The sequence below is a fragment of the Roseomonas gilardii subsp. gilardii genome (assembly GCF_023078375.1).
Lineage (GTDB): Bacteria > Pseudomonadota > Alphaproteobacteria > Acetobacterales > Acetobacteraceae > Roseomonas > Roseomonas gilardii.
This window is the reverse complement of sequence record NZ_CP095554.1, coordinates 2905097-2924026: the sequence shown is the minus strand read 5'-3', so window position 1 is coordinate 2924026 and position 18930 is coordinate 2905097. Positions and strand designations below refer to the sequence as shown.

The 18930-nt window shown below is 70.2% G+C and carries 17 protein-coding genes; 10 read left to right on the top strand and 7 right to left on the bottom strand.

Features of this window, described 5'->3' with window-relative positions:
• Nucleotides 1–17 precede the first annotated feature (17 nt).
• Nucleotides 18–1163 carry a bifunctional 2-C-methyl-D-erythritol 4-phosphate cytidylyltransferase/2-C-methyl-D-erythritol 2,4-cyclodiphosphate synthase gene (locus tag MVG78_RS13310; protein ID WP_247552196.1) on the bottom strand — a complete coding sequence of 382 codons (1146 nt, stop codon included), beginning with the start codon at nucleotides 1161–1163 and terminating at the stop codon, nucleotides 18–20.
• Between the two features lie 388 nt (nucleotides 1164–1551).
• Between MVG78_RS13310 and dusB the strand changes: the two genes are divergently transcribed.
• The 10 genes from dusB to MVG78_RS13260 all read left to right on the top strand — a co-directional run bounded on the left by dusB (nucleotide 1552) and on the right by MVG78_RS13260 (nucleotide 13183).
• Complete coding sequence (gene dusB, locus MVG78_RS13305; protein ID WP_428480814.1) at nucleotides 1552–2562, top strand: tRNA dihydrouridine synthase DusB; 1011 nt, start codon at nucleotides 1552–1554, stop codon at nucleotides 2560–2562.
• A gap of 95 nt (nucleotides 2563–2657) precedes the next feature.
• Nucleotides 2658–3758: a two-component system sensor histidine kinase NtrB gene (locus MVG78_RS13300; protein WP_428480813.1), complete on the top strand. Its 1101-nt coding sequence runs from the start codon at nucleotides 2658–2660 to the stop codon at nucleotides 3756–3758.
• Nucleotides 3755–5197 carry a nitrogen regulation protein NR(I) gene (ntrC, locus tag MVG78_RS13295; protein WP_247552190.1) on the top strand — a complete coding sequence of 481 codons (1443 nt, stop codon included), beginning with the start codon at nucleotides 3755–3757 and terminating at the stop codon, nucleotides 5195–5197. The genes MVG78_RS13300 and ntrC overlap by 4 nt, the downstream gene beginning before the upstream one ends.
• Nucleotides 5198–5284: 87 nt before the next feature.
• Entirely contained in the window at nucleotides 5285–7576 is a 2292-nt protein-coding gene (locus MVG78_RS13290) for a sensor histidine kinase NtrY-like (protein ID WP_247552188.1), read from the top strand.
• Nucleotides 7566–8975, top strand: coding sequence for a nitrogen assimilation response regulator NtrX (gene ntrX / locus MVG78_RS13285; protein ID WP_247552186.1), 1410 nt, complete (start codon nucleotides 7566–7568; stop codon nucleotides 8973–8975). The genes MVG78_RS13290 and ntrX overlap by 11 nt, the downstream gene beginning before the upstream one ends.
• A gap of 89 nt (nucleotides 8976–9064) precedes the next feature.
• Nucleotides 9065–9937, top strand: a complete 873-nt coding sequence (locus MVG78_RS13280; protein ID WP_247552184.1) for a D-amino-acid transaminase — start codon at nucleotides 9065–9067, stop codon at nucleotides 9935–9937.
• 88 nt (nucleotides 9938–10025) lie between these two features.
• A complete protein-coding gene (locus tag MVG78_RS13275; protein ID WP_247552182.1) occupies nucleotides 10026–10622 on the top strand; it encodes an HAD family hydrolase in 597 nt (198 codons plus the stop codon).
• A gap of 93 nt (nucleotides 10623–10715) precedes the next feature.
• Nucleotides 10716–11036: an RNA chaperone Hfq gene (hfq, locus tag MVG78_RS13270; RefSeq protein ID WP_019459845.1), complete on the top strand. Its 321-nt coding sequence runs from the start codon at nucleotides 10716–10718 to the stop codon at nucleotides 11034–11036.
• Complete coding sequence (gene hflX / locus MVG78_RS13265) at nucleotides 11017–12342, top strand: GTPase HflX (protein WP_247560437.1); 1326 nt, start codon at nucleotides 11017–11019, stop codon at nucleotides 12340–12342. Before hfq ends, hflX begins: the two co-directional genes overlap by 20 nt.
• A 7-nt stretch (nucleotides 12343–12349) precedes the next feature.
• On the top strand, nucleotides 12350–13183 hold the full coding sequence (locus MVG78_RS13260; protein WP_247552180.1) for an inositol monophosphatase family protein: 834 nt from the start codon (nucleotides 12350–12352) through the stop codon (nucleotides 13181–13183).
• A gap of 4 nt (nucleotides 13184–13187) precedes the next feature.
• On the opposite strand, the gene mazG is transcribed toward MVG78_RS13260, so the two are convergent.
• The 6 genes from mazG to tmk all read right to left on the bottom strand — a co-directional run bounded on the left by mazG (nucleotide 13188) and on the right by tmk (nucleotide 18930).
• Nucleotides 13188–14039: a nucleoside triphosphate pyrophosphohydrolase gene (mazG, locus tag MVG78_RS13255; RefSeq protein ID WP_247552178.1), complete on the bottom strand. Its 852-nt coding sequence runs from the start codon at nucleotides 14037–14039 to the stop codon at nucleotides 13188–13190.
• A 62-nt stretch (nucleotides 14040–14101) separates the two neighbouring features.
• Nucleotides 14102–14887, bottom strand: coding sequence for an MBL fold metallo-hydrolase (locus tag MVG78_RS13250; RefSeq protein ID WP_247552177.1), 786 nt, complete (start codon nucleotides 14885–14887; stop codon nucleotides 14102–14104).
• Between the two features lie 13 nt (nucleotides 14888–14900).
• Nucleotides 14901–15683, bottom strand: a complete 783-nt coding sequence (locus MVG78_RS13245) for a TatD family hydrolase (protein WP_247552175.1) — start codon at nucleotides 15681–15683, stop codon at nucleotides 14901–14903.
• Nucleotides 15680–17203, bottom strand: coding sequence for a methionine--tRNA ligase (metG, locus tag MVG78_RS13240; protein ID WP_247552173.1), 1524 nt, complete (start codon nucleotides 17201–17203; stop codon nucleotides 15680–15682). Before metG ends, MVG78_RS13245 begins: the two co-directional genes overlap by 4 nt.
• Before the next feature lie 59 nt (nucleotides 17204–17262).
• On the bottom strand, nucleotides 17263–18234 hold the full coding sequence (locus MVG78_RS13235) for a DNA polymerase III subunit delta' (RefSeq protein ID WP_247552171.1): 972 nt from the start codon (nucleotides 18232–18234) through the stop codon (nucleotides 17263–17265).
• Between the two features lie 69 nt (nucleotides 18235–18303).
• Nucleotides 18304–18930, bottom strand: a complete 627-nt coding sequence (gene tmk, locus MVG78_RS13230; protein ID WP_247552169.1) for a dTMP kinase — start codon at nucleotides 18928–18930, stop codon at nucleotides 18304–18306.

Here is an 18930-nt window from a genome sequence, read left to right as displayed (position 1 = left end):
CCTGGGCACGGGCCGGATCAGTCCGGCAGCAACACCGAGACCGCTGCCTGAGCAGCGATGCCCTCGCCACGGCCGGTGAAGCCCAGGCGCTCGGAGGTGGTGGCCTTCACCGAGACGCGGCCGAGGGGGATGCCCATCAGCTCGGCCAGCCGGGCGCGCATGGCGGGGGCGTGGGGGGTGATCTTCGGCCGCTCGCAGATCAGGGTGACATCGGCATTGGCGATCATCCCGCCGCGCTCCCGCACCAGACCCGCCGCATGGCGCAGGAAGCGGGCGCTGTCCGCGTCCTTCCACTGGGCCTCGGAGGGTGGGAAATGCCGGCCGATATCGCCCTCCGCCATGGCGCCGTAGATCGCGTCGCAGAGGGCGTGGATGCCGACATCCGCATCCGAATGCCCGTCCAGGCCCATCTCGTGCTCGACATGGATGCCGCACAGGATCATCGCACGCCCGGGCACCATCCGGTGCACGTCATAGCCCGTGCCGACGCGCGGCAGCAGGGCACCACGCCGCGCGGCATCCAGTCGCTCCAGGTCGCTGGGATAGGTCACTTTCACATTCTCCTCCGACCCCGGCACCAGGGCCACCGAGTGTCCGGCCGCTTCCAGCAGCGCCGCATCGTCCGTGGCGCCGACCGGCCCGTTCCGGTGCGCCTCCAGCAACGTGGCGAAGCGGAAGCCCTGCGGCGTCTGCGCCCGGAACAGGTTGTCGCGCGGCACGGTGCCGGCGATGACGCCCTCGCCGCAAAGCTTCAGCGTGTCGCTGACCGGCAGGGCGGGAATCGCCCCATGATACTGTCCGAGCGCCTCGACCACCGCGCGGACCGTGCCCGGCGGCAGCACCGGCCGGGCGGCATCATGCACCAGGACGAGGTCCGGCGGGTCCGCCGCCAGGGCCTCCAGTCCGGCCCGCACGCTGTCCTGCCGCGCCAGGCCGCCCTGCACGGGTGGCAGCACGGGCAGGCCGCCGAGGATTCCGCTCACCCGCGCTTCCTCCCCGGCCGAGCAGACCGGCAGCACGGCCTCCACCAGCCCGTCCGCCAGCAGCGCCTCGGCGGCATGGCGCAGCACCGGGCGGCCCGCCAGCGACAGGAACTGCTTGGGCTCTGCGGCGCCGAAGCGCTGGCCGCGACCGGCGGCCACCAGAAGCGCGACGACGCGCATTCGCATACTCCCTGTAGGATGAAGCCCCGTGGGATCGGGGGCACCGGTCCCGGACCGGCGTTCCGGAGCGCCCGCGCCCCGGCGGCGCAAACTAGCCGCGCGGGATGGCGGCGCCCAGGGGGAGGTGGGATGCGCGGGCGTGCCGGGGGCCGCCTTTCAGGTGCCCAGGCGGAATGTTTTTCATAAGCCCTTGCCCAGCGGATTAATCGGTCGTCAGATTGGCGTCAGGCAGGGGGCATTCTGCCGCGCGGATTGGCGCTTGACGATGTACATGCCCAAGGGATAGGCATCCCGCATGGACGGCTCACAAGAATTCTCGCCGGCCGCTTCCCCTGTGACCAAGGGAAACGGCAACGGCCTGTTGCGCCCGATCGACCTGGGCGGCGTCATGATCGATTGCCCGGTCCTGCTCGCCCCCATGTCGGGGGTGACGGACCTGCCCTTCCGGCGCCTGTCGCGCGAACTCGGCACGCCGATGGTGGTGAGCGAGATGATCGCCAGCCAGGCCATGGTGCGGGAGAACCGGCAGACGCTGAAGATGGCCGAGGTGGACGGCTTCGGCGGCCCGGCCTCGGTGCAGCTCGCGGGCTGCGACCCGCAGGTGATGGCGGAGGCGGCGAAGCTGGCCGTGGACCGGGGCGCCGCCATCGTGGACATCAATTTCGGCTGCCCGGTGAAGAAGGTCGCGCTCGGCCAGTCCGCCGGCTCGGCGCTGATGCGCGACGAGGTCGCGGCGGCGCGCATCCTGGAGGCCACGGCGCGTGCCGTTTCCGTGCCGGTGACGCTGAAGATGCGCATGGGCTGGGACCACAACAGCCTGAACGCGCCCCGGCTGGCGGTGATCGCGCGGGAAAGCGGCATCCGCATGGTCACGGTGCATGGGCGCACCCGGCAGATGTTCTACACGGGCAAGGCGGACTGGGACTTCATCGCGCAGGTGAAGGCGGTGGCGGGAATCCCGGTGATCGCCAATGGCGACATACTGAACGCCGCCGACGCGGCCGAGGCGCTGCGGCGTTCCGGCGCGGACGGCGTGATGATCGGGCGCGGCGCCTATGGGCGGCCCTGGATCATGGGCGCCGTCGCGGCCCGGCTGCGCGGGCTGCCGGAGGACACCGTGATCGCGGAGGAGCCCTCGCTGGCGGAACGCTACGCCATCATGCTGCGGCACTACGAGGCGATGCTGGATTATCACGGCCGCGACCCCGGCATGCGCCTCGCCCGCAAGCATCTTGCCTGGTACTCCTACGGCCTGCCCGGCAGCGCCGAATTCCGGGGGCGCGTGAACCGCGCCGACACGGTGGAGGCCGCGCTGGAGGAGGTCCGGCGCTTCTGGGAACCGCTGATCGAGAGCGGCGTCACCATCCAGCATGGCCGCGCGGAGGCGATTGCCGCATGAGCGGAGCCGTCAGTGCCCTGATACGCCGGGTGACGCCCCGGGGCGGGAAGAGCGCGCTGCCGCCGGAAAGCGCCGCCGTGCTGGCGGCGATCCCGATGCCGGTCGTGGTGCTGGATGAGGCCGACCGCTTCCACTTCGCCAACCCGGCGGCGGAGCTCTTCTTCGACCTGTCCGCCGTGTCCCTGGCGCAGATCTCGCTGCACGAGCTGCTGCCCGAGGACAGCCGGCTCTTCTCGCTGATCCGGCAGGTGCGGATGGCGGAGGCGCCCGTGTCCGACCATGACCTGATCCTGGAAAGCCCCCGCCTGCACCGGACCGACGTGACCGCCCATGGCGCGCCCTTGCCGGAACTGCCGGGGGCGGTGGTGCTGACGCTGCAGGACGGTTCCACGGCGCAGAAGCTGGACCGGCAGCTCAACTTCCGTGGCGCGGCGCGCGGCGCCTCGGCCATGGCGGCGATGCTGGCGCATGAGGTGAAGAACCCGCTTTCCGGCATCCGCGGCGCCGCCCAGCTCCTGGAACAATCGGTGGAGGAGGGCGACCGCGAGCTCTGCACACTGATCCAGGACGAGGTGGACCGCATCCGCGACCTCGTCGAGCGGATGGACATGTTCAGCGAGCGCCCGGTGGAGCGGGGCCCGGTGAACATCCACGAGGCGCTGGGCCATGTCCGCCGCGTGGCCGGGACGGGCTTCGCCGCGCATCTGCGCATCGTGGAGGAATACGACCCCTCCCTGCCGCTGGTCCTGGGCAACCGGGACCTGCTGGTGCAGGTGCTGCTGAACCTGGTGAAGAACGCCGCCGAGGCGGTGGACCCGGTGGAGGGGGAGATCGTCCTGTCCACCGCCTACCGCCACGGCGTCCGCATCGCCATCCCCGGCAGCGACGAGCGCGTGCACCTGCCGCTGGAGGTCTGCGTCCGAGACAACGGGCCGGGCATCCCGGAGGAGGTCCGCGCCAACCTCTTCGAGCCCTTCGTGACCACCAAGCGGGGCGGGCAGGGGCTCGGCCTGGCGCTGGTGGCCAAGCTGGTGGCCGATGCCGGCGGTCTGATCGCCTGCGAGAGCCGGCCGGGCCGCACCGTCTTCCGCCTCGCCCTGCCGATGCCGCCGGTGGTGCAGGCCGCCCCACCCGCCGCCCGGGCTGTTGATCGTTCCCCGTCTTCCCGCGCCGCCAAGGACCCCGCCGCACCGTGAGTGAGCAGACCATCCTGATCGCCGACGACGACCGGGCGATCCGCACCGTCCTGTCGCAGGCCCTGGGGCGCGCCGGCTACAATGTCCGCGCCACCTCCTCCGCCGCCACGCTCTGGCGCTGGGTGGAGGATGGGGAGGGCGACCTCGTCATCACCGATGTCGTGATGCCCGACGAGAACGGGCTCGACCTCCTGCCCCGGATCAAGCGCGTGCGCCCCGACATGCGCGTGCTGGTGATGTCGGCCCAGTCCACCTTCACCACGGCGGTCAAGGCGGCCCAGCGCGGCGCCTTCGAGTACCTGCCCAAGCCCTTCGACCTGAAGGAGCTGCTCTCGGTGGTGGGGCGCGCGCTCACCACCCCCGCCCCCTCGCTGGCCCCGCCGGAGGAAGGGGAGAGCGAGCGCCTGCCGATCATCGGGCGCTCCACGGCGATGCAGGAGATCTACCGCACCGTCGCACGGCTCACGACCACCGACCTGACGGTGATGATCACCGGCGAGTCCGGCACCGGCAAGGAGCTGGTGGCGCGCGCCCTGCACGACTACGGCAAGCGCCGCACCGGCCCCTTCGTGGCGATCAACATGGCCGCCATCCCGCGCGAGCTGATCGAGGCCGAGCTGTTCGGCCATGAGCGCGGTGCCTTCACCGGGGCGCTGGCGCGCGGCGTGGGCCGCTTCGAGCAGGCGGCGGGCGGCACGCTTTTCCTCGACGAGATCGGCGACATGCCGCCGGAGGCGCAGACCCGCCTGCTGCGCGTGTTGCAGGAGGGCGAGTTCACCACCGTCGGCGGGCGCCAGCCGATCAAGGCCAATGTCCGCATCATCGCGGCCACCCATCGCGACCTGCGCCAGGCGATCCGGGCCGGGACCTTCCGCGAGGACCTGTTCTATCGCCTGAACGTGGTGCCCATCCGCCTGCCGCCGCTGCGCGAGCGGCTGGAGGACATCCCGCTGCTCGCCCGCCACTTCCTGGAACGCGCCCGCGCCGCCGGCCTGCCCGGCAAGACGCTGGACGAGGAGGCGATGGAGCGGCTGAAGGACCATTCCTGGCCGGGCAATGCGCGGGAGCTGGAGAACCTGATGCGCCGCCTCGCCGCGCTCTATCCGCAGGAGGTGATCGGCGCTGACGCGGTGGCGGCGGAGCTGACCGAGACGGAAAGCAGCCCGCTCCTGCCCGGCGAGCCGCGCAGCCCGGAAACGCTGGAGCAGGCGGTGGAACGCCACCTGAACAGCTTCCTCGGAGCCCATCGCGACGGGATGCCAGTCCGCGACCTCTATGAGCGCGTGGTCTCCGAGGTGGAGCGGCCGCTGATCCGGCTGGCCCTGGCGGCGACGCGGGGCAACCAGATCAAGGCGGCGGCGATGCTGGGGCTGAACCGGAACACACTGCGCAAGAAGATCCGGGAGCTGGAACTGCCCGTGGTCCGCGGCCTGTCCTGACGGCGTGGCGATGGGCGGACAGGCGGCGGGTCCCGTCCGGAGATCGGGTTCTGGGTGGCGGCGGGGAACTGCTCTAGACTGCCCCCGATGAGTTCCGCTCCCGCTTCCCGCAGCCTCACCAGGCGCGCGGCCGACCTCCTCCTGGGCCGGGCGATGACCCTCGGCCTGGCCCTGGGGGCGCTGCTGCTGGGCATCGGCACCTTCACCCTTCTGTCCAATGGCAGCCCCTTCGGCCCGACCCGGCCGGGGCAGGTCGCCGCCATGGTGCTGGTGAACGCCGCCTTCCTGCTGCTGCTCGGGGCCTCGCTGGCCGGGCGGCTGGTGCGGGTCTGGGCGGAGCGCCGCTCGGGCAGCGCCGGCTCGCGCCTGCATGTGCGGCTGGTGCTGATGTTCGGTGTGGTGGCGGTGGTGCCGGCCCTGCTGGTGGGCACCTTCGCGGCGGTCTTCTTCAACCTGGGCATCCAGGCCTGGTTCAGCGACCGCGTGCGCTCGACGCTGGAGGCCAGCCTCGTCGCTTCCCGCGCCTATCTGGACGAGCACCGGAACGCCATCCGGGCGGATGCGCTGGGCATGGCGGCCGATCTTAACCGCGCCTCGATGCTGCTCCAGAGCAATCCGGAGGCTTTCGGGCGTCTGCTGGCCACCCATACCGCCATGCGCGGCCTGACGGATGCCATCGTCTATGAGCCGGTCCTGGGCACCGTGGTCGCCCATGCGGGGCTTTCCACCGCCACGGTCATGCCGCCGCTGGAAAGCTGGGCCTATGAGCTGGCCCGCTCCGGCGAGGTCGTGGTGCTGCCCAACGAATCGGACGAGCCGCGTGTACAGGCGCTGGTGATGCTGGACATCGCGCCAGGGCTGATCCTGCAGATCGGTCGCCCGGTGGATTCCGGGGTGCTGGAGCATATGCGGGCCACGGAGCGGGCCTTCCAGGCCTATGACCAGCTCGACCGCAACCGCTCCGGGCTGCAGATCACCTTCGCCATGATCTTCGCCATCGCGGCCCTGCTGGTGCTGATGGCGGCGGTGCTGATCGGGCTTGTCCTGGCCACCCAGATCGCCCGGCCGATCGCCCGGCTGATCACCGCGGCGGAGCGGGTGAGGGGCGGCGACCTGTCCGTGAAGGTGGAGGAGGGGCCGCAGAACGACGAGGTCGCCTCCCTGTCCCGCGCCTTCAACCGCATGACCAACCAGCTCGCCGCCCAGCGGTCGGAGCTGATGGAGGCCTATCGCCAGATCGACGAGCGCCGGCGCTTCACCGAGACGGTGCTCTCGGGCGTGTCCGCCGGGGTGGTGGGGCTGGATGCGGAGGGGAGGGTGAACCTGCCGAACCGTTCCGCCTCCGACCTGCTGGGCAAGGACATGGAGGCCGCGATCGGCCAGCCCCTGGCGGAGGTGGTGCCGGAATTCGCGCCGCTGATCCGCGCCGCCACGGCGGCACCCGAGCGCGAGCAGACCGCCGAGATCCGCCTCGGCGCCGCACCGGAGCGGCGCACCCTGCTCGCCCGCATGGGGGCGGAGGTGCAGTCCGGGCAGGTGGTGGGCTATGTCCTGACCTTCGACGACATCACGGCCCTGCTCTCGGCGCAGCGGAAGGCCGCCTGGGCCGATGTGGCGCGGCGCATCGCGCATGAGATCAAGAACCCGCTGACCCCGATCCAGCTCTCGGCGGAACGGCTGAAGCGGCGCTACCTGAAGGAGATCGCCTCCGACCCGGACACGTTCCAGGCCTGCACCGACACCATCGTCCGGCAGGTCGGCGATCTCCGGCGCATGGTGGACGAGTTCTCCGCCTTCGCCCGCATGCCGCAGCCGGTGATCCGCCCCGAGGACCTGTCACGCCTGGCGCGGGAGGCCATGGTACTCCAGCGGGACGCACATCCGGCCATCACCTACGAGACCCGCTTCCCGGAGAATGGCCCGGTGGTGCCCTGCGACCGGAGGTTGCTGAACCAGGCGCTGATCAACCTGCTGCAGAACGCCGCCGACGCGATCGTGATGCGCCCCGGGGGCGAGGCGGGCGGGCACATCGCGTTCACTGTCGCGGTGGACAAGGACGGGGCGGCCTTCATCGTCGAGGACAACGGTATAGGCTTGCCGACCGGCGACGACAGGGACCAGCTCACGGAACCGTACGTGACCCATAAGGCGAAAGGCACCGGTCTGGGCCTTGCCATCGTGAAGAAGATCATGGAGGACCATGGTGGCCGGCTGACGCTGAGCGACCGTGGGGACGGTCCGGGGGCGCGGGCGTCGCTCTTCCTGCCTTTCGCGCCCCCCGGTGATCGCACTGGGGACAAACCGGGCGAGAAGAGGGAGGGTCATGCCGTGCCAGGTGAGACTGCCAGGGAAACGGAGAGCCTTCGTCATGGCGCATGACATCCTGATCGTGGATGATGAGCCCGACATCCGGTCCCTGATCGAGGGCATCCTGCAGGATGAGGGGTACGAGACGCGTTCGGCGCGGAATTCTGACGAGGCGCTGGCTTCCTTCCGCCAGCGGCGCCCGAACCTCGTGATCCTGGATATCTGGCTGCAGGGATCGCGCCTCGACGGGTTGGGCATCCTCCAGGCCATTCACGGCGAGGAACCACAGGTGCCGGTGGTGATGATCTCGGGGCACGGCACCATCGAGACGGCGGTCCAGGCGATCCAGCAGGGGGCCTACGACTTCATCGAGAAGCCTTTTCAATCGGATAGGCTGCTACTCGTGGTCTCCCGGGCATTGGAAGCCGCGCGGCTGAAGCGGGAGAACAGCGAGCTGCGCCTGCGGAGTGGTCCGGAAACGGAGCTCGCGGGCGTCTCTTCCGCCATCGCCCAGCTTCGCCAGGCGATCGAGCGGCTGGCTCCGACGGGATCACGCGCGCTGATCACCGGCCCCGCCGGCTCCGGCAAGGAGGTGGCGGCGCGGATGATCCATGCGCGCTCCAAGCGGTCCGCCGAGCCTTTCGTGGCGCTGAACTGCGCCACGCTGAATCCCGCGCGCTTCGAGGAGGAGCTGTTCGGCGTCGAGGGCGGGTCGGACCCGGCCACCCAGCCGCGCCGCGCCGGCGTGCTGGAGCGTGCCCATGGCGGCACGCTCCTGCTCGACGAGGTCGCGGACATGCCGCTGGAGACCCAGGGCAAGATCGTCCGGGCGTTGCAGGAGCAGGGTTTCGAGCGCGTCGGCGGTTCCACGCGGGTGAAGGTGGATGTGCGCGTGCTGGCCACCACCAACCGCGACCTTTCCGCCGAGATCGCCGCCGGGCGCTTCCGGGAGGACCTCTTCTACCGCCTCGCCGTGGTGCCCCTGCGGGTGCCTCCGCTGCGGGAGAGGCGGGAGGACGTGCCGGTGCTGGCGCGCTCCCTGATGGCCCGTTCCGCCGAGGCCGCCGGCATCCCGCCGCGCGAGATCAGCGAGGACGCCATGGCGGCGATGCAGGCCTATGACTGGCCGGGCAATGTCCGCCAGCTCCGCAACATCGTGGACTGGCTGCTGATCATGGCGCCGGGCGGGGCGGGGGAGAGCATCCGGCCGGAGATGCTGCCGCCCGAGATCGGCTCCGCCGCCCCGGCCATGCTGAAGCTGGACCGTTCCAGCGAGATCATGACCCTGCCGCTGCGCGAGGCGCGCGAGCTTTTCGAGCGGCAGTATCTGGAGGCGCAGCTCCTGCGCTTCTGCGGCAATATCAGCCGCACGGCGAATTTCGTCGGCATGGAACGCAGCGCCCTGCACCGGAAGCTGAAGTTCCTGGGGGTGAGCGCCGATGAGCGTGCCAATGCCAGCGTGGGGGCCTGAAACGGGCCCCTGACCGAGCCTTCAGTCTTTTTTGCCCGGGTTTCGGGCCTGATGGGAGACCCCGGAGGGAAAGCCCCCGGGGGCAGAGGATGTCGCGTATCGCCTATGTGAACGGCCAGTACGTTCCGCAGCGCCAGGCCTGCGTGAACGTGGAGGACCGGGGCTACCAGTTCGGGGACGGGATCTACGAGGTCGTCCATATCTACAAGGGACGCTTCATCGACGAGGATCGTCACCTGGCCCGGCTGGAGCGCAGCCTGCGCGAGATCCGCATCCCGATGCCGATGACGCTGGCGGCGCTGCGCTCGGTGCTGCGCGAGCTGGTGCGGCGGAACCGGATCGCCGAGGGGCTGGTCTATATGCAGGTGACGCGGGGCGTGGCGCCGCGCGACCATGCCTTCCCCAGGAAGCCGGTGCCGCCCGCGGTGGTGATGACGGTCAAGCGCGTCCCGCCCTATCCGGCCAGCATCGAGGGCTGGAACCTCAAGGCCATCACCGCCCCGGACGAGCGCTGGGCCCGGCCGGACATCAAGACCGTGAACCTGCTGCCCAACGTGCTGGCGCGGCAGGCGGCGAAGGAGAAGGGGGCCTCCGAGGCCATCCTTTTCGACCCTGCGACGAAGGAGGTGATGGAGGGCGCCGCGACCAGCTTCTGGATCGTGGACGAGGCCGGCACCATCCGCACCCGGCGGCTGGACCAGCATATCCTGCCCGGCTGCACCCGCGGCGCGCTGATCGCCGAGATGCAGGCGGCCGGCATCCGCTTCGAGGAAGGGAGCTTCACCCTGGACGACCTCGCCCGGGCGCGGGAGGCCTTCATCACATCCGCCACCTCCTTCGTGAAGCCGGTGGTCGAGGTGGACGGGAAGCCCGTGGGCGACGCCAAGGCCGGGCCGGTGGCGCGGCAGCTCTTCGACCTCTTCGCCCGGCATGTGAAGGGCGGTCTCCCGAACGCCGCGTGAGCACCCCGGATACTCCCCCCTGGATACTCTCCCAAGGGCCATCGTCTGGGACTGGGACAACACCCTGGCCGATGGCTGGCCGGCCATCATGGCCGGGCTGAACGCCGCCTTCTCGGCCTTCGGCCTGCCGCGATGGTCGCTGGCGGAGGTGCGGGCCAATGTCCGCAAGTCGCTCCGGGACTCCTTTCCCACGATCTTCGGGGCCGAATGGATCCGGGCGCGGGACATCTTCTACGCCGAGGTCCGGGCCCGGCACCTCGCGGTGCTGGAGCCCATGCCCGGCGCCGGCGCCCTGCTGGCGGAGGCCGCGCGCCATGTCCCGCTGGCGGTGGTATCCAACAAGCAGGGGGTGCTGCTGCGGGCCGAGGCCGCGAAGCTGGGCTGGACGGGCCATTTCCGCGCCCTGGTCGGGGCGGGGGACGCGGCGGCCGACAAGCCCTCGCCGGAGCCGATCCGCCTCGCCTGCGCCGCCTGTGGCGTTTTGCCGGGGCCGGATGTCTGGTATGTGGGGGACAACGCCCTGGATATGGAGGCCGCGCGCCGTGCCGGCTGCCGGGGCGTGCTGCTGGGCCTCGCCGAACATGATGGCGGTCTGGCGGCGATCTCGCGGGACGGGGATTACCCGGACGCCGAAATGATGCGTTCCGCCCTGGCGGGGCTTGCATTGCCGGCGCGCTTGGGCTGAACCTCGCCCGCTTCGGGATGCGGGGGTGCCGCATCCCATTTCCAGGAGAGGGCCGGAAAACCGGCTCCGCTCACAACAAGAAGGACCGAGCCGATGGCCGCCGAGAAGTCCCAGAATGTTCAGGACGTGTTCCTGAACCATGTCCGCAAGAGCAAGACCCCCGTCACGGTTTTCCTCGTGAACGGCGTGAAGCTCCAGGGCATCATTACCTGGTTTGATAATTTTTCCGTGCTGCTTCGTCGCGACGGGCATACCCAGCTCGTCTACAAGCACGCCATCAGCACGGTCATGCCGGGTGCCCCGATCCAACTCTTCGATGCCGCCTCGTCGGGTCAGCAGGCGCCCGAGCGCCCGCTGCGCGAGACGACCATGACCCTGCAGCGGGAGCCGCAACCTGTCGGCAGTTCTGACTGACACGCGCGGCGGGCCGACGCCCGCCGCCGTCATCCTTCCCTGGGAGAAGCCCTCCCGTACCGGGCCGGACCTCCCTGGTGCCAGCCGCGCCGCCGAGGCGCGTCTGGCTGAGGCGGTCGGCCTGGCCGCCTCCATCGGCGTCGCCATCGTCCACAGCGCGGCCCTGCCGCTGCGCACCCGCCGCCCCAGCACTCTGCTGGGCGAGGGGCAGGTGGAATCCATCGCCCTGGCGGTGAAGGAGCACCATGTCCAGGTCGTGGTGGTGGATGCGGCGCTGACGCCCGTCCAGCAACGCAACCTGGAGCGCGCATGGGGCTGCAAGGTCATCGACCGGACCGGCCTGATCCTGGAGATCTTCGGCGAACGCGCCCGCACGCGGGAAGGCTCGCTGCAGGTCGAGCTCGCGCATCTGGAATACCAGCGCACCCGCCTCGTGCGGTCCTGGACCCATCTGGAGCGGCAGCGCGGCGGCTTCGGCTTCCTGGGCGGCCCCGGTGAGTCGCAGATCGAGATCGACCGCCGCCTGATCGGCGAGCGGATCGTCAAGCTGAAGAAGGAGCTGGAGCAGGTCCGCCGCACCCGCGGCCTGCACCGCCGTGCTCGCGAGAAGGTGCCGCATCCGGTGGTGGCGCTGGTAGGCTACACCAATGCCGGCAAGTCCACCCTGTTCAACGCCCTGACCGGCGCCGCCGTCTATGCGCAGGACCAGCTCTTCGCGACGCTGGACCCGACCATGCGCGCCATCCGCCTGCCCAGCGGGCGGACGGTGATCCTGTCCGACACGGTGGGCTTCATCTCGGAACTGCCGACCCAGCTCGTGGAGGCTTTCCGCGCCACGCTGGAGGAGGTCGCCGCCGCCGACGTCATCCTGCATGTGCGCGACGTGGCGCATCCCGACTCGGCCGCCCAGCGCGCCGACGTGCTGGAGGTGCTGAACGAGATGGCCGAGGGCCCGGATGCGGCGCTGGACCCGGAATGGACCGGCCGCGTGCTGGAGGTGCTGAACAAGGCCGACCTGCTTGGCGGGCTGGATCAGGCGGCGGAGCGCGGGGCAGGGGAGGCGATCGCCGTCTCGGCCCTGACCGGCGAGGGGCTGGACCGGCTGCGTCTCGCGCTGGACGAGCGGCTTTCCGCCGGCATGGTGGTGACGGATGTCTCGGTGGAGCCGGCCGATGGCGCCACCGTCGCCTGGCTCTATCAGAATGGCGAGGTGCTGGCCCGGGAGGATGGCGAGGATGCCATCCATCTCCGGGTCCGGCTCACCCAGGCCGATCTGGGCAGCTTCGAGACACGCCAGGGACCCTGAGACAGCCATGACCATCAATGCCCGGGCGGTGACCGACATTGCCCAGTTGCTGCGCGAGGCGGCGCAGCGTGAGATCATGCCCCGCTTCCGCCGCCTGGCGGAGGGAGCGGTGCGGATCAAGACCGGCCCGACCGACCTGGTGACCGATGCGGACGAGGCGGCGGAGCGCCACATCACCGCCGGGCTCCAGGCCATGCTGCCGGGCTGCGTGGTGGTGGGTGAGGAAGCAACCGCCGCCGATCCGGCATTGCTGGACCGGCTGGCGGATGCGGAACTGGCTTTCGTGGTCGATCCGGTGGATGGCACCGCGAATTTCGCCGCGGGCGTGCCGCTCTTTGGCACCATGGCGGCGGCCTTCCAGCGCGGCGAGGTCATCGCCGCCTGGATCCACGACCCGGTGAGCGACGACACCACCGTGGCGCTGCGCGGCGAGGGCGCCTGGAACGAGGCGGCGGATGGGACCAGGACCGGCACCTTGCAGGTGGCCGAGCCGGTGCCGGTGGGGCGCATGGTGGCGGGGGTCTCCTGGACCTATCTGCCGGAGCCGCTGCGTTCGCATGTGGTGACTCGCCTGCCGGCGCTGGGCTCGACCTTTCATTTCCGCTGCGCCGCGCATGAATACCTGCTCCTGGCGAGCGGCCATATCCACGCGACCTTCTACAACCGCCTGATGCCCTGGGATCACGCCCCGGGTTGGCTGCTGCACCAGGAAGCCGGGGGCTATTCCGCCCAGTTCGACGGGAGCCCCTATGGCGCGGCACGGGTGCGGGCCGGCGGGCTGATCTGCGCGCCGGACCGTGACTCCTGGCAGGAACTGCGGGAAACCCTACTGGGCGGCTAGGTTCTTACCTCTGGCGTTCCGCCACCTTGGCGGCCTGCCAGAGGGCCTCCATCTCCTCCAGCGAGGCGTCGCGCGGCGCGCGGCCCTCGCTGGCCAGGGCCGCTTCGATGGCCCCGAAGCGGCGTTCGAACTTGGCATTCGCCCGGTTCAGGCACTGCTCCGGGTCGAGGTCCAGCTTCCGCGCCAGATTGGCCAGGACGAAGAGCATGTCGCCCATCTCGTCCTCCAGCCGCGCGCGGTCGGCGCCGGGCAGTTCGGCCCGCAGTTCCGCCGTTTCCTCCGCCAGCTTTTCCAGCACGGATTCCGCGTCCGGCCAGTCGAAGCCGACCCGGCCGGCCCGGCGGGTCAGCTTGGCGGCGCGGGTCAGGGCGGGGAGGGCATCCGGCACTCCCGCCAGCGTCCCGGTCTCGCCACGCCTGGCCCGTTCGGCGGATTTGCGGACCTCCCAGGCCTCGGTCTGGGCGGCGGCGTCGGCGATCTCTGCCGAGCCGAAGACATGCGGGTGCCGCGCCAGCATCTTGTCGCCGATGGAGCGCGCCACGTCAGCGAAGCGGAAATGCCCGGCTTCCTCGGCCATCTGCGCGTGATAGACGGCCTGGAACAACAGGTCGCCCAACTCGTCGCGCAGGGCCGGCCAGTCGCGGCGGGCGATGGCGTCCGCGACCTCATAGGCTTCCTCGATCGTATAGGGCGCGATGCTGTCGAAATCCTGTACCTGATCCCAGGGGCAACCATCCGGAGCCCGGAGCCGCGCCATGATGTTCAGGAGGCGCCGGATCTCCCGGGCCGCATCCTCGCGTTCCGGTCCTTCCGGAGCGGAGGAAAAGCCGGGGGAGGACGGATTGGCTGGGTTCATGGGCCTGTCCATAGAATTTCGATAATATATATTATGTTAAATAATCAGAGGCCGGAGTGGGCTCAGCGGCTTTCCAGCACCAGCCCGTCATGGGCCGCCTCGATGCCATCCGGCAGGTTCGCCTGCATCCAGGCCCAGTCCAGATCCGGCCCCATATGCGTCAGGATCGTACGGCGCGGACGGATCTGCTCCACCCATTGCACCACCTGCTCCAGATGCGCATGCACCGGATGCGGGCGCCGGCCGAAACAGCCGACGATCCAGGTATCGAGCCCATGGAGCTGCTCCAGGCTTTCCTCCGGCATCACCACCACATCGGTCGAATAAGCGAAGTTGCCGATCCTCAGCCCCAGCGTGTCCATGACCTTATGGTCCTGCCGGAACAGACGGATCGGAAAGCCGGCGGCCTCGATCTCCTGCCCCGCATCGATCTCCACGGGTACCAGCGCCGGCCGATAGAAGGTCGGTGTCGGCTCACGGAAGGCATAGTCGAAGCGGCGAGCGGCATCCTCCAGCGTCGCCAGCGTGCCGAAGCACGGCAAGGCCCGGTCCATGAGGCGGTTGAGCTGCCGCACATCGTCCAGCCCCATGACGTGGTCGGCATGGGAATGGGTCAGCAGGATCGCATCCACCCAGGCGCAGCCCACAGCCAGAAGCTGCGTCCGCATGTCGGGTCCGGCATCGACCAGCAGGGTTTGCCCGCCGATCTCCTGGATCAGGATGCTGGAACGGCTGCGGCGGTTCCGTGGCTCACCAGGGTCGCAGGCCCCCCAGTCGCCATGCCCATCCGCACCGCCGATGATCGGCACGCCTCCGGAACTGCCACAGCCCAGAATAGTGATTTTCAACAAGAACAGCTCCTTAGGCGATCTTCTTGAAAAGCCTTCTGACGTTTCCTGTGGTCAGTGCGGCAAGCTCTTCCAGGCTCATCCCCCTGACTTCGGCCAGTTTCCGGGCCGTGTGCATGACATGGGCCGGCTCGCAGCGCTTGCCGCGGAAAGGTGCTGGCGCGAGATAGGGCGCGTCCGTTTCCACGAGCAGACGATCCGCTGGAAGATCGCGTGCCACATCCCTGATATCCTGGCTTTTCGGGAAGGTCATGATGCCGGAGAAGGAGACATGGCCGCCCGCCGCCACGACCTCCTCCGCCAGGGCGCGGCCGGAGGAGAAGCAGTGCAGCAGCACATCGAAAGCCCCACCCGACTCACGCTCCTCGCGCAGGATGCGGGCCGTGTCCTCATCCGCCGCGCGCGTATGCACCACGACCGGCAGGCCAAGGCGCCGGGCCACGCGGATATGGCGCCGGAAGCTCTCCGCCTGGATGGCCGCATGCTCGGCCGCGTAGTGGTAGTCCAGCCCGGTCTCGCCGATGCCCACGATGCGCGGATGGTCGGCGGCGGCGGCGATCTCGGCCTCCTCCGGCATCGGCACCTCATGGATGCTCAGCGGATGCACGCCGACCGTGCCCCAGACATCCGGGAAGCGCTCGGTCAGCCCCCTCACCGCCTCCGCCTGAGCGATCTTGGTGCCGATGGTGATCATCCGCCCCACGCCCGCCTCGCGGGCACGGCCAACCACCGCCTCGACCTCCTCCTCGCTGAAGTAGTCGAGATGGCAGTGGCTGTCGGTGATCGTTTCGATCACGCCTCGACCTCGATCTTGCGGAACAGCGGCGTCGGCGGCGGCAGCACCGTGCCTTCCGGCAGGGCCTTCAGTGTGGAGAGCGTCCGCTCCCCCTCGCCCACGCCGAGCTGATCCAGCAGCGCCCCCATGGTGCCGGGCATGAAGGGCAGCAGCACCGTGGCCAGCATCCGCAGCGTGCTGTGCAGGTTGCGCAGCACCGCGCCCATGCGCTCCGGGTCGGTCTTCTTCAGCGACCAGGGCTTCTGCGCATCGATCCAGGCGTTGCCCAGGCGCACGACCACCCAGATCCGCTCCAGCGCCTCGTGGAAGGCCTGGCGGTCGAGGGCTTCGCCCACCGAGTCAGGCAGGCTGCCCATGGCCTCCAGCAACTCGCGGTCGGCTTCCGTCGGTGGGCTCAGCGGCGGCAGCCGGCCATCGCAATTCCGCTGGATCATCGACAGGGTACGCTGAGCCAGATTGCCAAGATCGTTCGCCAGCTCGTTGTTCAGGCGGGAGATCAGGGCCTTCCGGCTGAAATCGCCATCATTGCCGAAGGGCACTTCGCGCAGCAGGAAATAGCGCACCGGGTCGAGGGCGAATTCCTCCACCAGCGCCACGGGATCGATCACATTGCCCAGGGATTTGGAGATCTTCCGCCCCTCATTCGTCCACCAGCCATGGGCGAAGACACGCTTCGGCGGCGGCAGATCGGCAGCCATCAGAAAGGCGGGCCAATAGATGGCATGGAAGCGCAGGATGTCCTTGCCCACGAAATGCACATCGGCCGGCCACCAGGGCGCCTCGCCGGGATAGCCCGCCGCGGTCAGGTAGTTGGTGAGCGCGTCGAGCCAGACATACATCACATGCTTCTCGTCCCCCGGCACCGGCACGCCCCAGGTGAAGGAGGTGCGCGAGATGGAGAGATCCTGCAGCCCCGCCTTCACGAAGCTCAGCACCTCGTTGCGGCGGGAATTCGGCGCGATGAAGTCCGGGTTGGCCTCGTAGAACTCCAGCAGCTTCCCGCCCCATTCGCTCAGGCGGAAGAAGTAGGACGGCTCCTGCGTCCACTCGACCGGGGCGCCGGAGGCGATGGCATAGCGCTGCCCGTCGCGCTCCTCGATCTCGTCGGGGCCATAGAAAGCCTCGTCGCGGACGGCGTACCAGCCTTCGTAATGGCCCAGATAGATCTGGCCCTTCTCGACGAGCCTCTGCCACAGCGCGGCGCAGGCCTTCTTGTGCCGCTCCTCCGTGGTGCGGATGAAGTCGTCGTTGGACAACCCGTCCAGCTTCGCCAGGTCGCGGAAGGCCTGGGAGACGCGGTCGGTGAAAGCCTGCGGGTCCTCCCCCGCTGTCTGGGCCGCCTTCTCCACCTTCTGCCCATGCTCGTCCGTGCCGGTCAGGAACAGGACGTCAAAGCCGGCCATGCGCTTCCAGCGCGCCAGCACATCGGCGGCGATGCCGGTATAGGCATGGCCGATATGCGGCTTGTCGTTCACGTAGTAGATCGGGGTGGTGAGAAAGAAGCGCTGCGCTTCGCTCATCGTCGCGTTCCCATCGCTCGCGCTGCATCAGGGGCGGAGGCGACGGTGGGTCGCGGTGGTCAGCGTCGCCCGGGACCGCCGGTTTGCGACGTCCCCTGGGGCTCCGCGAGCGCGCCGAGGCCGACCAGGACCGCCTGCTTGCGATCGAGGTTCAGCAGCTCCGTCTCTTCCGCCATTCGCCCCAGGGTGTCCCACAGCCCCGCCCAGTCCGCAAGCGGGCGCATCCCCAGCCAGGGCGGCGGCGGGGCGCCCCGGCCGGCCTGGCGGACCGCCGTGGCGATCGCGTCGCGCAACAGGTTGACGAAGGTGGTGAAGCTGCTGCCGTCCCGCTTGGCGGCCAGGCGGTCGGCCAGATTGTGCAGGGCGCGCGGCTCCGGCCTCGGCAGGCTGCGGAGGAAGGACTCCACCTCCTCCTGCAAGGCCAGGGCCTCGCCCTCGGCAAGCCGCAGAGCCCGGCCCGGGGAGCCGGCGGCGAGGCCAGCCAGCGTGGCACGCTCCCCCTCGCCCATCTCCGGCAGCCAGCGGGCCAGCAGGCTTTCCAGCAGCGGCGTCTCCAGCGCCGGCAGATCGAGCCGCCGGCAGCGGGAGCGCACCGTGGGCAGAAGCCGGTCCGGCGCGTCCGTGACCAGGATCAGCACCGCCCGGGCCGGCGGTTCCTCCAGCGTCTTGAGCAGGGCGTTCTGTGCCTCGTTCGCCAGGGCCGCGGCCTCATCCACGATCACCGCGCGCCAGCCGCCCTCGGCGGGAGTCATGGACAGGAAGCGCGGCACCTCCCGCGCCTCTTCCACCGAGATCTGCCGCTTCACCTTGCCCTCGGCCACCTCGGGCGAAAGCGTCCGCAGATCGGCATGGGCACCGTTCGCCACCCGGGCGAAGACGGGGTCGCGCGGATCGACCCGCAGCGGCTGCTCCACGGCATCGGGCTGCCCGGCCAGGAGCCAGCGGGCATAGCGATAGGCCAGCGTCGCCTTGCCCACCCCCAGGGGGCCGGCGAAGAGCCAGGCATGGTGCGGCCGCCCCCCTCGCCGCATCCAGCAGGGCCAGGGCGGCGCCGTCCTGGCCGAAGAGGTCGGGATTGCCCCGCGGTTCCGGCGGCGGGCTCATGCCCCCTGCCCCAGCCGGTCCCGGATCGCGGCCAGCGCGGACAGCAGCACCGCATGCGGCGTGCCCGTGGCATCCAGCACGGCACAACGTCCCGGCTCGGCCGCCGCGATATCGCGGAAGCCCTGGCGGACGCGCTCGTGGAAGGCCTGCTCCCGCGCCTCGAAGCGGTTGGTGTCGCCGCGGCCCAGGGCACGGCGCGTCCCGGTGCCCGGCGGCACGTCCAGCACCAGGGTCAGGTCGGGCTTCAGCCCCTCCAGCGCCAGATCGGCGAGGGTTCGGCAGCGTTCCGGCCCGACCGGCCCCGCGAGGCCCTGATAGACCATGGTGCTGTCGGCGAAGCGGTCGGAGACCACCCAGATCCCGGCCTCCAGCGCCGGGCGCACCGTATGGGCCACATGTTCGCGCCGGGCGGCCGCCATCAGCATGGCCTCGGCCACAGGGTCCCAGCCGCCACGCTCCAGCACGAGGCGGCGCACTGCCTCCGCCCCCGGCGCGCCGCCGGGCTCACGCGTGCGCAGCACCGGCAGGCCGGCCAGGGCCAGGCGCTGGACCAGGGCGCGGGCGAGCGTGGTCTTCCCCGCCCCTTCTCCGCCCTCCAGCGTGATCAGCCGGCCCGTCATCAT

Excerpts from the sequence above, each read along its gene's own strand:
- MVG78_RS13310 (WP_247552196.1), bottom strand. The coding sequence starts at position 1,163 with ATGCGCGTCGTCGCGCTTCTGGTGGCCGCCGGTCGCGGCCAGCGCTTC.
- dusB (WP_428480814.1), top strand. The coding sequence starts at position 1,552 with ATGATCGATTGCCCGGTCCTGCTCGCCCCCATGTCGGGGGTGACGGAC.
- MVG78_RS13300 (WP_428480813.1), top strand. The coding sequence starts at position 2,658 with ATGCCGGTCGTGGTGCTGGATGAGGCCGACCGCTTCCACTTCGCCAAC.
- MVG78_RS13290 (WP_247552188.1), top strand. The coding sequence starts at position 5,285 with ATGAGTTCCGCTCCCGCTTCCCGCAGCCTCACCAGGCGCGCGGCCGAC.
- ntrX (WP_247552186.1), top strand. The coding sequence starts at position 7,566 with ATGGCGCATGACATCCTGATCGTGGATGATGAGCCCGACATCCGGTCC.
- MVG78_RS13280 (WP_247552184.1), top strand. The coding sequence starts at position 9,065 with ATGTCGCGTATCGCCTATGTGAACGGCCAGTACGTTCCGCAGCGCCAG.
- MVG78_RS13275 (WP_247552182.1), top strand. The coding sequence starts at position 10,026 with ATGGCCGGGCTGAACGCCGCCTTCTCGGCCTTCGGCCTGCCGCGATGG.
- hfq (WP_019459845.1), top strand. The coding sequence starts at position 10,716 with ATGGCCGCCGAGAAGTCCCAGAATGTTCAGGACGTGTTCCTGAACCAT.
- MVG78_RS13260 (WP_247552180.1), top strand. The coding sequence starts at position 12,350 with ATGACCATCAATGCCCGGGCGGTGACCGACATTGCCCAGTTGCTGCGC.
- mazG (WP_247552178.1), bottom strand. The coding sequence starts at position 14,039 with ATGAACCCAGCCAATCCGTCCTCCCCCGGCTTTTCCTCCGCTCCGGAA.
- metG (WP_247552173.1), bottom strand. The coding sequence starts at position 17,203 with ATGAGCGAAGCGCAGCGCTTCTTTCTCACCACCCCGATCTACTACGTG.
- MVG78_RS13235 (WP_247552171.1), bottom strand. The coding sequence starts at position 18,234 with ATGCGGCGAGGGGGGCGGCCGCACCATGCCTGGCTCTTCGCCGGCCCC.
- tmk (WP_247552169.1), bottom strand. The coding sequence starts at position 18,930 with ATGATGACGGGCCGGCTGATCACGCTGGAGGGCGGAGAAGGGGCGGGG.